The 12,746-nt window shown below is 34.4% G+C and carries 8 protein-coding genes; 5 read left to right on the plus strand and 3 right to left on the minus strand.

The features are described from left to right. The first annotated feature begins 5 nt into the window (after positions 1-5). On the plus strand, positions 6-773 hold the full coding sequence (locus ACP5Q2_RS03230) for an enoyl-ACP reductase FabI (RefSeq protein ID WP_424605612.1): 768 nt from the start codon (positions 6-8) through the stop codon (positions 771-773). A 25-nt stretch (positions 774-798) separates the two neighbouring features. Here the strand turns inward: ACP5Q2_RS03230 and ACP5Q2_RS03235 are convergent, their stop codons facing one another. Continuing rightward, entirely contained in the window at positions 799-1,824 is a 1,026-nt protein-coding gene (locus tag ACP5Q2_RS03235; protein WP_428097169.1) for an aspartate-semialdehyde dehydrogenase, read from the minus strand. A 179-nt stretch (positions 1,825-2,003) separates the two neighbouring features. Between ACP5Q2_RS03235 and ACP5Q2_RS03240 the strand changes: the two genes are divergently transcribed. Continuing rightward, positions 2,004-2,675 carry an LPP20 family lipoprotein gene (locus ACP5Q2_RS03240; RefSeq protein WP_424605610.1) on the plus strand — a complete coding sequence of 224 codons (672 nt, stop codon included), beginning with the start codon at positions 2,004-2,006 and terminating at the stop codon, positions 2,673-2,675. Positions 2,676-2,704: 29 nt separating this feature from the next. Here the strand turns inward: ACP5Q2_RS03240 and recG are convergent, their stop codons facing one another. Both recG and ACP5Q2_RS03250 read right to left on the minus strand, forming a co-directional pair. Continuing rightward, on the minus strand, positions 2,705-4,975 hold the full coding sequence (gene recG / locus ACP5Q2_RS03245) for an ATP-dependent DNA helicase RecG (RefSeq protein WP_428097171.1): 2,271 nt from the start codon (positions 4,973-4,975) through the stop codon (positions 2,705-2,707). Beyond that, positions 4,975-5,424, minus strand: a complete 450-nt coding sequence (locus ACP5Q2_RS03250) for a chemotaxis protein CheW (RefSeq protein WP_428097174.1) — start codon at positions 5,422-5,424, stop codon at positions 4,975-4,977. The genes recG and ACP5Q2_RS03250 overlap by 1 nt, the downstream gene beginning before the upstream one ends. Before the next feature lie 160 nt (positions 5,425-5,584). Here ACP5Q2_RS03250 and glgP point away from each other — a divergent pair, with 160 nt between their 5' ends. The 3 genes from glgP to ACP5Q2_RS03265 are packed head-to-tail and all read left to right on the plus strand — an operon-like array spanning position 5,585 to position 12,734. Further along, the gene (gene glgP / locus ACP5Q2_RS03255; RefSeq protein ID WP_428097177.1) at positions 5,585-8,137 is read left to right on the plus strand and encodes an alpha-glucan family phosphorylase; all 2,553 of its coding nucleotides are present in this window, start codon (positions 5,585-5,587) and stop codon (positions 8,135-8,137) included. Positions 8,138-8,156: 19 nt separating this feature from the next. After that, the gene (locus ACP5Q2_RS03260; protein ID WP_428097180.1) at positions 8,157-10,637 is read left to right on the plus strand and encodes a sugar phosphate nucleotidyltransferase; all 2,481 of its coding nucleotides are present in this window, start codon (positions 8,157-8,159) and stop codon (positions 10,635-10,637) included. After that, positions 10,638-12,734, plus strand: a complete 2,097-nt coding sequence (locus ACP5Q2_RS03265) for a glycoside hydrolase family 57 protein (protein WP_428097183.1) — start codon at positions 10,638-10,640, stop codon at positions 12,732-12,734. Positions 12,735-12,746: the final 12 nt, after the last annotated feature.

Below are 12,746 nucleotides of genomic sequence, written 5' to 3' on the forward strand. Positions count from 1 at the left end.
GTAAGATGAGACTTTTAGAAGGAAAAAATGCTGTAATCTTTGGCGTTGCAAATGACAAATCCATAGCCTATGCCATTTCTAAACTCTTCAAAGAAAACGGTGCCAATTTAGGCTTTACCTATGCCGGTGAAGCATTGAAAAAAAGAGTGGAGCCAATTTCAGAAGAACTTGGGGGTAAATTCTGTATCCAGTGTGATGTTTCAAAAGATGAAGATATCTTATCCTCTGCCCAAAAAGCAAAAGAACTATTTGGGAAAGTGGATATAATCGTTCATTCAGTGGCTTATGCTCCTGCAGAAGCTTTGAAGGGCAGATTTGTGGATACCCCAAGGGAAGGATTTAAAATTGCTCTTGATATAAGTGCATACTCTCTAGTTGCAATATGCAAAGCTTATGAGGAGTTATTAAGCGATAATGCATCTATTGTTACAATGACTTATTATGGCTCTGTAAAAGTAGTACAAAACTATAATGTGATGGGTGTGGCAAAAGCTGCTCTTGAGTCTTCAGTAAGATATCTTGCAAATGATCTTGGGCCGAAAGGGGTAAGGGTAAATGCCATATCTGCTGGGCCCATAAAAACATTAGCCGCAAGTGGAATTTCTGGCTTTAAATCTATACTTTCCCAGATAGAGGAGAAAGCTCCTTTGAAAAAGAATGTAACTCAGGAAGATGTGGCGAAGGCCGCTTTATTTTTATGCAGTGATTTAGGAAGTGGAGTTACCGGGGATATCTTGTACGTTGATAGCGGATATAATATATTAGGACTATAAAAAAAGGTGGGATAACCCACCTTTTTTATTTTATGAAAAGCTCAGCTATCTGTATAGCATTTAATGCGGCACCTTTTCTAAGCTGATCCCCCACAACCCAGAAAGTCAGTCCATTATCACAGGTAATGTCTTCTCTAATTCTACCTACATAACAATCATCTTTTCCAGCAACAAAAAGTGGCATTGGGTACTCATTTTTTTCTGGATTATCAAGTACCTGAACACCAGGAGCTTTAGACAAAAGCTCTCTTGCTTTTTCGACAGTGATCTTCTTTTCCGTTTCGATCGTAACAGCTTCAGAATGAGCAGATATAACAGGTACTCTCACACATGTAGCAGTAACTTTTATGGTATCATCCCCCATAATTTTTCTTGTTTCATTAAACATCTTCATCTCTTCTTTTGTATATCCGTTTTCAGTAAACTTATCTATGTGAGGGATTACGTTGAACAGAAGCTGATGCTGAAACTTCTCCACTTTAATAGGTTCTCCTTTAGCCCAGGCTCGTGTTTGGGCAAGAAGCTCCTCCATTGCCTGTGCTCCAGCTCCGGATGATGATTGATAGGAAGAAACAACTACTCTTTTTATTTTACCATAGTCATGAAGAGGCTTAAGAGCTACAACCATTATAATAGTAGTACAATTTGGGTTTGCAATAATCCCATTATTATCAAAAGCTGCCGCAGCGTTTACCTCTGGAACGACGAGAGGAATATCTTTTTCCATACGAAAAGCGGAACTATTATCTATCACGAGTGCCCCAGCCTTCACAGCAGATGGAGCAAACTCAAGACTTCTGGAAGCTCCAGCAGAAAATAGAGCTATATCGATACCTTTAAAGGAATCATGAGTAAGTTCCTGAACTTTATAATCCTCTCCTTTAAACTTTATAGTTTTACCCACAGATCTTGCAGAAGCAAGTAATCTTAATTCATTGATGGGAAAATTTCTTTCCTCAAGAATCTGAAGAAAAGTTTCCCCCACAGCACCTGTAGCTCCAGCTATGGCTACATTGTATTTCTCTTTTTTAGTAAATTTAAAATTACCCATATCACACCTCATAAAATTTTAGGAAAATATCGATTTTTCTAATACTTAAATATTTGAAAGTCAATATATATTAAATAAACTTTATAAAATAACATAGTTATATTTTATTTTAAATTTTTTCATTTGACTTTTATGGATGTTAGATTAAAATCAAAGAAAAGGAATATCAGGAGGTTTCAATGAAAAAAAAGATGACCATTTTGATAATAGCCACACTTTTTTTAATATCCTGTATGGCAGAAAAAACCACCACAAAGGTAAATCAGGCTCCTGCTTCGGTGCAACAGGAGAGAGCTAAAAAGGCATTTGAAGAGCTCGATAAAGAAACAGGCGAAGCAAAACCACAGGTAGATTTTGTGGAAAAGAAATTGGACAAACCAACTCCTAAGGTAGAGAAGGAACCTGCCAAAGAAGAATTAAAACCTAAGGAAGTTATAATAGATAAAGAATCCCCAAATAAAGTGGTGGAAAAGAAAAGAGATTCTAATAACTATCCATTGAAAGATGGAAAGCCTGTTTGGTTTTGGGAACCTAACTATGATGGTTATCTCGGTGGCGTTGGTATAGCCAGAAAGAATGCTGCTCCAAATGGTTATGCAGGTCAATTAAGACTGGCCAAAACTATGGCTCTGGCAGAGCTTGCAAAACAGATCAGAGTGATAATCAATTCTGAATCAACTCTTGAAAGAACCCAATCCACTTCCAATAATGTCGTCACATATTACAAATCCAAATTTTCTTCCACATCCAGGCAATCGGCAGAAGAAATAATAAATGACGCAGTAATAAAAGATGAATTCAAAGATCCCACAAATGGTGATCTTTACGTGTGGGTTGTGATAGAAAAATGATCAAAAGGCGGCTTTAAAACCGCCTTTTTTTAACCGATATTGACAAGTTCGTATGCATCCTTCCATTTAAATTTTAACATCTCTTTTAAAATTCGATTTTCTGGTTTATTAAGATATGGATCTTCCCTTAAGATTTCAAAGGCATCTTCTCTGGCTGATAATAGAATATCTGTATCCTTCATTATGTTGCTAAATTTTAAATCCGGTAATCCCGATTGCCTTGTTCCAAAAAAGTCACCAGGTCCCCGCATTTCAAGATCTATCTCGGATAGCTTAAAACCATCATTGTAATTTACCATGGCCTTAATCCTCTTTAAACCATCTTCAGAAATTTTATCGGAATAAACGAGATAACAAAATGATTGATCCCCTCCCCTACCTACTCTACCTCTGAGCTGATGTAACTGAGATAATCCAAATCGTTCAGCATTTTCAATAACCATGACCGTCGCGTGTGAAACATCCACCCCCACCTCAATCACCGTAGTGGAAACAAGTATTTTTATCTCTCTATTCTTAAATCTATTCATCAAATAATTTTTCTCTTCTGTCTTCATTCTTCCATGTAAAATACCAACGTTATCACTGCCGAAAAATTCTGCCACCTGTTCGTAAGCCTGTGTTGCAGCTTTTAAATCAAGAGTATCTCTTTCATCTATCAAAGGATACACAAAATATGCTGAAAAACCTTTTTCAATCTGATCATTAACAAGCTCAAAAACTTTTCCTATATCTTTCTGTCTAAACGCTTTAGTTGTTATAGGCTTTCTTCCTGGTGGTAATTGATCTATAATACTGATCTCAAGATCCCCATAAAAAGTAAGGGATAACGTTCTGGGAATGGGGGTGGCACTCATCAATAAAATATCCGGTGTATACCCCTTTTCTATCAATATCTTCCTCTGCATAACGCCGAATCTATGCTGCTCATCGATCACCACAAATCCAAGATTTTTAAAAATTGTATCCTCCTGCAATATGGCATGGGTACCAAAAATGAAGGAGATATCTCCACTTTCTATCAGTGTCTTTAGATACTTTTTATCCTTTTGTTTTAAAGAACCGGTGAGTAAACAGGAACTGAAGTCTTCCTTAAAAAGTTTTTTAAAATTGTTGTAATGTTGTTCTGCAAGAATCTCGGTGGGTGAGATAAACGCCACCTGATATCCATTTTTTACGGCCAATACCCCAGATATAAAAGCGATTACTGTCTTACCACTCCCCACATCCCCCTGTAAAAGTCTGTTCATCTGTTTGGATGATTTCATATCGTTGAAAATATCTCTTAGTGCTTTCTTTTGGGCATCTGTAAGTTTAAAAGGAATATATGGTTTTAGAGTTAGAAGTATATCTTTATCGATATTGAACTTTATCCCCCTCACCTCACCATAGCTATTCTTTCTGATAAAAAGCCCCAATTGCAGATAAAATAACTCTTCGTAAACAAATCTTCTGTGGGATAGTAAATTATATTTTCTAAATTCATTTATATTGTCAGGGAAGTGTATGTATCTTAAAGAGTTCTTCAGATCAAGAAAACCGTATTTAATGATAAGCCTCAATGGTAAGGTTTCTAAAATATTATCAGAATACTCCATAAAAACTTTTTTCAAAAGTGACAAGAAGATATTATCCTTAACGTTTTCCGGCAAAAAATAAACTGGTCTTATCTTCCCAATCTCCCCAGTTGACAAAAATTCAGGGTGCACTATTGCAGATAGTCCATTAAAATTTTGTAATTTCCCATAGAGATTGTAATTTTCCCCTTTTTTTAATAATAAAAATGGATATCTATTATTAAAATTAAACCATATACCATAGAAATATCCAGCATCACTTTTAAAAACCGCTTCAAGAATCTTTTTACCATTTTTTGTTTTTACTATTTTAGAGTCTTCAAATGTACCGGTTAATACACATTTACCATCTGATGAACTTGATAAAATATCGTATTTGTATGGGAAATGAAATATGATATCTTCAGCAGTTTCAATCCCAATTTTTTTTATCTGCTCCAATGTCTTTACAAAATTGCTAAATTTTATAATAAGAGGCTCTTTTAATCTATTATAATTCCCCCTTTTGGTACTATAAATCTCCAATATGATATCATTTATAACATCATCTAGCTCTGAAGTTTCTGGGTTTTCTTTAGCTAAAATCTTATCTATCTTTTGAGATATTTCGTCTGGTAGCTTATCCTTTAAAGGCAAAAGGTATGATTTAAAATTTTTATAGTAATGGAGCTTATTTTTTAAAATATTATTCAACTGTTTTAAAATCGTTAAATCTAAATTCATCAAAATCCATAAAGCTGATTCTCTTCCCCAGAGGAAAATACCTTGTCTATGTCAATTACAATAATAAGTCCTTGATTAGTTTTGGCAACGCCTTTTATATAAGATCTATCCATACTCAGCGTCACAGCAGGTGCATCATCGATTAAATTTTCATCTATTCTCATTACTTCATTAACACTATCAACTATGAAACCTACCTTTTTATTTCTGATATTTACAATTATTATCCTGGTGTTATTATCGGGGGAAAAAGAACCTATGTTTAGTTTTTTCTTTAGATCCACCACCGGAATAACTTTACCCCTAATGTTTATTATCCCTTCGATAAATTCAGGAGCCCTTGGCACAGGCGTTATTTCCATCATTCTTATTATCTCTTCAATATACATAATATCCACAGCATACTTTTCCGCAGCAAGGTTAAAGCTAACATACTGTTGAACAGCCATAAACACCACCTGATATTTTTATATAATTATATTATCAAATTTATTATTTTTCAAGCTTGATTTGATAATCGGCATAAAATAGAATTAATTTAGAAATTTTTAAAAACTTGCCTTTTTATAACTATTTTGTTATAATTAAAAAAAATGGTGGGGTTAAATTATGAAAAAAAGAGAATTCTTCGTCAAGATCAATTTCCCAGAAAGGTTAAAAACATTGGAATCATTGGCTTACAACCTATGGTGGGTCTACAACAATAATGCCAAAGATCTATTTAAAATGATAAAACCGGAATTGTGGCAAGAAACCTTGCACAACCCTATAGAAATTCTTCTTTCGTTATCTGAACATGACTTGCAACAACTGGAAAAGGATCAAGTATTCCTTTCAAGGCTGGATTCCGTATGGAACGATTATATAGAATACATAAAAACACCCAAATGGTTTGAAACCATCAGAGATTTAGAAAAACATGGTAATATGCAGATTGCATACTTTTCTGCAGAATATGGTATGCACGAGTCGATACAATCATACGCAGGAGGACTTGGCATACTGTCTGGTGATCATTTTAAAGCTGCAAGTGACCTCGGAATCCCTTTTATTGCCGTTGGTTTACTTTATAGAAATGGCTATTTTCATCAATATTTAAACTCTGATGGGTGGCAACTGGAGACTTATCCTTATAACGAATTTTATAAAATGCCGATCGTGGAAGCCAAGGATGAAAATGGAGATCCTTTGATGATTGAGATCCCAAGTTATAATTCTCTAATAAAGGCAAAAATCTGGTTAGTCCATCTTGGATTTTCAAGATTGATTCTTTTGGATACAGATATCGATGACAATATCCCGGAAAACAAAATAATTACTGGTAAACTTTACGACGGTGAACCAGAGATGAGGATAAAACAGGAGATAGTCTTAGGTATTGGAGGGGTAAGAGCCCTGAAAAAACTGGGGATAAAACCGACTGTATTTCATATTAATGAGGGACACCCAGCATTTGCGATTATTGAAAGGATCAAAGATTACATGATGGAAGATGGTCTAAACTTATACGAAGCTATAAACATGGTCAAGTACACAACACTTTTTACCACCCACACACCTGTTCCAGCTGGATTTGATGTATTTGACAACAATGCGATATATAAGCATCTGGGACCAATTTATAACGGAACACCATTATCTATCGATGAAGTACTCAAAATAGGAAAAGTAAACCCATATAACTCATCTGAACTATTTTCTATGGCAATATGTGGAGTTAAATGCAGTATATTCAGAAATGGTGTGAGTAAACTCCATGGTAAGGTATCAAGAAGGATTTTCAACAACTTATGGCCAAATGTCAGTGAACCATTTGTCCCTGTGGGGCATATTACCAATGGGGTACACCTGCAAACATGGGTTGCCGATGAAATTAAAACTCTCTTTAATAGATACCTCGGAGAAAATTGGTATATGAGACCATATCAAAAATCAGTATGGTCAAACGTTTATGAAATCCCTGACCTTGAGCTTTTTGAAGCTAAAAATATCTTGAGAACAAGACTTGTTGAATTTATTAGAAAAAGAACCATAAATTCCATAAACAAAAGGGGTGGTTCATATTCAGAAATAGTTAAAGCAAATGAGATCTTAAATCCCGAAATTCTTACTATAGGATTTGCCAGAAGATTTGCAACGTATAAGCGAGGTTACCTTTTATTTTCAGATGAAGAAAGATTAAATAAAATTTTAAACAATCCAAAGATGCCTGTTCAGATTATTATTGCAGGGAAAGCCCATCCTAAGGATACAGAGGGGAAAGAGATAATAAAGAAGATCTATCATATTTCCAGAAAACCAGAATTTAGAGATAAAATAGTGTTTGTGGAAGATTATGACATCCAGGTGGCAAAATATCTTGTAAGAGGTGTGGATGTTTGGTTGAATAATCCACGAAGACCTATGGAAGCAAGTGGAACAAGTGGTATGAAAGCTGCTATAAATGGCGCTTTAAACTTTTCTATACTGGATGGTTGGTGGGTGGAAGGGTATAAAAACAACAATGGATGGTCGATAGGTGCAGGTGAAGAGTATAGTGATCCAAAATACCAGGATTTTGTGGAGGGGCAGGAATTGTACGACAAATTAGAAAATGAAATAGTACCCTTATTCTACACAAAAGATAGATCCGGGTTACCAAGGGAATGGTTAAAAATGATGAAAAACTCTATCTTTATCGGATGCTCTGAGTTTTCTACATCCAGAATGGTCATGGAATATCATGAAAAGTACTATACCTCTTTACATGAATTGTGTAACGATCTTTCAGAACAAAATTTTGCCAATCTAAGAGAGTTTATGAATTTTAAAAATGAGATATCTAGCAAATGGCATAAGCTTAGATTAGTGAAGGCCGAAATCATTTCAGATAACCTTTATATGGGGTCAACGGTAAAATTTTATGCAGAAGTTTACACTGACGATCTGGATCCAAATTTTTTAAAAGTTTGTGTAATTTCAGATACAAATTGTCCAAAAATAGAATTTGAAGATCCAAAGTTTATTGAACTTGATTTTAAAGAAAGTAAAGATGGGGTATCTATATACTCACGAGAAGTTAGGTTGACTTGCTCTGGGAAGATAAGATTTGCATTTGGTATCTTCCCTAAAAACAGGTTTATCTTAAATGAGTTTGAAGATAATCTATTCGTCTGGGAGTAAATAAATAAAGGAGGAATATATGAAAGCTGTAATTATGGCTGGGGGGTTTGGTACAAGAATTCAGCCTCTAACTACGTCATTGCCAAAACCAATGATTCCGGTCTTGAATGTACCGATGATGGAGTATATACTTGAATCGATTAAAAAAGCTGGTATCACAGATATCGTTATACTTCTATATTTTATGCCAGATATAATCAAAAATCATTTCGGGGATGGAAAAAAATTTGGTGTAAATATAAACTATATTTTACCTGATGACGATTATGGTACAGCTGGGGCGGTGAAACAGGGGGAAAGATTTCTGGATGATGATTTCATAGTTATAAGCGGTGACCTTGTAACAGATTTTGATCTTAATGAGGTGATAGGATTTCATTACACGAAAGGTGGGCAGGCCACAATATGCCTCACTTCCGTGGAAGACCCTCTTCAGTTTGGCGTAGTAATAACCGATAAAGATGGAAAAATTGTTAGATTTCTGGAAAAACCGGGTTGGGGGGAAGTTTTCAGCGACACAATAAACACTGGAATATATGTATTTAAAAAAGATGTACTGAAGTTTATCCCCGAAAAGAGTAATTTCGATTTTTCAAAAGATCTATTTCCATCAATGATGAATAAGGGTATTGAGCTTTTTGGATTTAATGCCAGAGGTTATTGGAGAGATGTGGGTAATCCCAACTCATATAGAGAAGTTTTTTTAGATATTTTTAACGGTAAGGTAAAATTGCCAATTAAAGGTAAAAATGTGCATGATAGTATATTTATAGGCGAAAACTCCTTTTATGAAGGGGCACAGCTTGATGGATTTGTGGTTTTAGGGGATAATGTTCTAATAAATACCGATGCTAAAATCAAAAATTGCTCCATTGGAAATAATGTAGAAATTGGTAGAAGCACTACGATAGAAAATAGCATCATATGGGATAATGTCAAAATAGGTGCAAATTGTATAATAAAAAATGCTGTATTATGCAATGGAGTTATTGTTGGTAGAGGGGTACATATTCAATCTGGTGGAATTGTGGCGGAGAATACAGAAATAGGTAACTACGTTGTTTTTGAAAAGGATATCATGGTTTGGCCAAACAAACAGATCGAAGAAGATTCGATCCTAAGTAGTAACCTTATATGGGGTGATAAGTGGAAAAAATCGATCTTTGAAGGTGGAATTGTTTCAGCACAGACCAATGTAGAATTATCACCAGAGCTCTGTGCAAAACTTGGTGCTGCCCTTGGTAGTAGTTTACCCAAAGACTCTATAATTATACTAAGCAGAGATTATCATAGTGCATCCAGAATGCTTAAAAGAGCCTTCCTCGGAGGACTTCTGTCTACAGGTGTAAATGCTGTGGATCTAAGAATGACTGCAAACCCTGTAACTAAATATATTCAAAAAATATCCAAAAATGCCATCAGTGTTATTTTCCGTCAATCCCTCACAAATTCACTATACACAGAAATACAATTCTCAGATATAAATGGTCTCCCCATAGATTCAAACTTTGAAAAAAATATTGAAAGAACTTTTTTTAGAGAAAACTTTAGACGGGCATCTTATGATGACATAGGGAAAATTATTGAGGTTCACGACATAGAATCATCATACATAAAACATCTATTACATAACATAGATGTTGATTCTTTCAAAAGAAACAAATTTAAAGTGGTGGTAGATTTAATGAATGGCACTACAACTCATATTCTTCCGAATATACTAATGGAATTAGGAGTTGAGGCAGTGGTTTTAAATGCATATCAGAATGAAAAACAGCTTTCAAAAAACTTTAAAGTAGTTCAGGATAAGCTGGAAGAGATTAAAAAGATATTACTTACGCTAAAAGCAAATATAGGTTTTGCAATATTTCAGAATGGTGAAAGACTCCAGGTGGTTAGTGATGATGGTGAAATCATATCCCCAGAAAAATTAACATTGATTATTATCTCACTTCTTGACATGGTGGCTACAGAAAAGGTCAAGGTATACCTGCCAATAATGGTTCCAACTGTATTAGATGGAAAAACTAAAAATGTCGATATAATAAGGGGAAGATCCACAGGGCTTAAAGCAGAGTTTTTAAAAGAATTCAATTTTATAGGGTCTATTTCTTTGATGCTGTCCTTTCCCCAGTATACGCTTAGCCCGGATGCAATGTTTAACTCCATAAAAGTTATGGAACTTCTTGCAAAAACAAACAAAAAGTTATCTGAGGTATCAAAATCGATCCCGGAATATCACTTTGCCCATCTTATAATAAACTGTCCATTCAGCAAAAAAGGATATATAATGAGGAAAATGAGTGAAGATGCTATGGATAAAGAGGCATCATATGTCGATGGAGTAAAAATAAATTTTAAAAACAAAGGTTATGTGCTGATGATACCAGATCAATATTCTGCTAATGTACATCTATATGTAGAAGCCGTCGACGAACAAGCTAAAAATGAGCTGATTGAGGAATATAAACAAAAGATCACTACCTGGACAGAAGAATAGATGAAAAAGCTATATCTAACATTTTTGTGGCATATGCACCAGCCTTATTACAAGGACGATGAGGCTGGTGTATACCATTTACCCTGGGCATTTCTTCATGGTATAAAAGATTACATTGAAATGGCTAAATACTATGAAATTTACAATATAAAAGCTGTATTTAATCTTGTTCCCTCCCTTATAGAGCAGATAATTGATATTTCTAAAAATTTTGAACAGGATATTTTAATAAATAAGATATCCCAACCTGTGGCCAATCTTTCTGAAAATGACAAAAAATTTTTAACAAAAGCTCTATTCTGGGCAAATGAAAAAAATATGATATCCCCCTCTTCCAGATATAGAGAGCTCTACTTAAGATATAAAAAAGATGATTTATCAATAGATTCTTCAGTAGATTTATTAGATCTGGAGGTTCACTTTCTTCTTTCCTGGACCGGCACCTTCATCAGAGATGAATCAAGTTTTATAAAAAGTCTTATCCTAAAAGATCGATTTTATACAGAAGATGAAAAAGATCAATTACTGAGTATTTTAAAATCTAAATTTAGATATATCCTTGAATATTATAAGACACTTAAAAATCGTGGTAAAATCGAAATATCCACCACACCATACTATCACCCTATTCTACCTCTACTTTTAGATCCAGCCTCTTTTTATGAGGCTCTACCTGATAATAGCATACCACCCAATGCAATTCAGCTTACGGAAGATGCTAATTGGCATGTAAAAGAGGCAAAAAGTTTGTATAAAAAGATATTTGAGGAGGTCCCAAAAGGTTTCTGGCCTGCAGAAGGATCTGTAAGCACTAAAACCGCTGAAATACTCAGTCAACATGGAATCTTATGGATGGCAACCGATGAAGAAATACTTTCAAGAAGTTTAAATTTAGATTTAAAAGATAATAAGTTTAGAAATAAACTCTACAAAAAATATTATTATTCTAATGATGATCAAAATATTTTTATATTCTTCAGGGATAAAGAGCTGAGTGATCTATTCGGGTTTGTCTACAGCGGGTTACCCACAGAAAAGGCTGTTGATGATTTCCTGGGTAGGTTAAAGGAAATATTCTTAAAATGCAACTTCTCACCACACGTATCGATCATCTTAGATGGAGAAAACGCCTGGGAGTTTTATCATAACAATGCAAGGGAATTTTTTGATCTTTTATATTTAAAAATATCAGAAACTGAATGGATTGAGACAATTACATACTCAGAAGCAATATACAATTATGAGATAGATGCTGAAGAATTACAATATGTGGCAAGTGGTTCATGGATATATGGCAATTTTTCCACCTGGATGGGACATCCTGAAAAAAATAAAGCCTGGGAATTACTCTATAAAGCAATAGAAACATACAACAAATACAAAGACAATATTTTTCTGGAAAAGAGGAATGAAATAGAAAAAGAGATACATATTGCCCAGGGAAGCGATTGGTTCTGGTGGTATGGGGACGACCATTACACCGAACAGGCAGATACCCTTGATTATCTATTCAGAAAACATATCATTAATATTTACAGAAAGTTATCAATAGATCCCCCAAACGAACTTTTTATACCCATAAAAAAATTTCATAAAAAATTAAAAATTAATCCACCTTTAAGTGAAGTCTATTCAAATTTTGATGCCAAGCTTTCATCCATATTTGAATATCTTGGGGCTGGCGATGTGGATATAAAGTATGATCTGTCCTCTATGCATTCCGATTCAAACCATCTTCAGAGAATGAGATGGGGATTTTTGGGAAATTTTTTGTTGATGATAATATTGGGAAACTTTAAACCTTTAGTTGGTTCAAAAGAGGATGTCATATTGCATATTAAATTGAATGATGATTTAATAAAAGTATATCTTAACAAAAGATCGATGGAAAATAGTTCAACAAAGATCGTGTTGAAAGATTACCGGGTGGATGAATCCATAGAGTTACTTTTCGAGATCGATAAGAAAATTATAAACAGAAATATTCAGATAAGTTTTGAACTTTCAAAAGGTAATAGAATTATAGAAAAAGCCCCTGTTTACTCCCCAATCAGTATAAATCTCACTCCCAAAGACTTAAGTAATTGGGTGGTTTGACATACCACCCTT

This window comes from Calditerrivibrio sp. (assembly GCF_049968475.1).
Classification (GTDB): domain Bacteria; phylum Chrysiogenota; class Deferribacteres; order Deferribacterales; family Calditerrivibrionaceae; genus Calditerrivibrio; species Calditerrivibrio nitroreducens_A.

Excerpts from the sequence above, each read along its gene's own strand:
- ACP5Q2_RS03230 (WP_424605612.1), top strand. The coding sequence starts at position 6 with ATGAGACTTTTAGAAGGAAAAAATGCTGTAATCTTTGGCGTTGCAAAT.
- ACP5Q2_RS03235 (WP_428097169.1), bottom strand. The coding sequence starts at position 1,824 with ATGGGTAATTTTAAATTTACTAAAAAAGAGAAATACAATGTAGCCATA.
- ACP5Q2_RS03240 (WP_424605610.1), top strand. The coding sequence starts at position 2,004 with ATGAAAAAAAAGATGACCATTTTGATAATAGCCACACTTTTTTTAATA.
- recG (WP_428097171.1), bottom strand. The coding sequence starts at position 4,975 with ATGAATTTAGATTTAACGATTTTAAAACAGTTGAATAATATTTTAAAA.
- ACP5Q2_RS03250 (WP_428097174.1), bottom strand. The coding sequence starts at position 5,424 with ATGGCTGTTCAACAGTATGTTAGCTTTAACCTTGCTGCGGAAAAGTAT.
- glgP (WP_428097177.1), top strand. The coding sequence starts at position 5,585 with ATGAAAAAAAGAGAATTCTTCGTCAAGATCAATTTCCCAGAAAGGTTA.
- ACP5Q2_RS03260 (WP_428097180.1), top strand. The coding sequence starts at position 8,157 with ATGAAAGCTGTAATTATGGCTGGGGGGTTTGGTACAAGAATTCAGCCT.
- ACP5Q2_RS03265 (WP_428097183.1), top strand. The coding sequence starts at position 10,638 with ATGAAAAAGCTATATCTAACATTTTTGTGGCATATGCACCAGCCTTAT.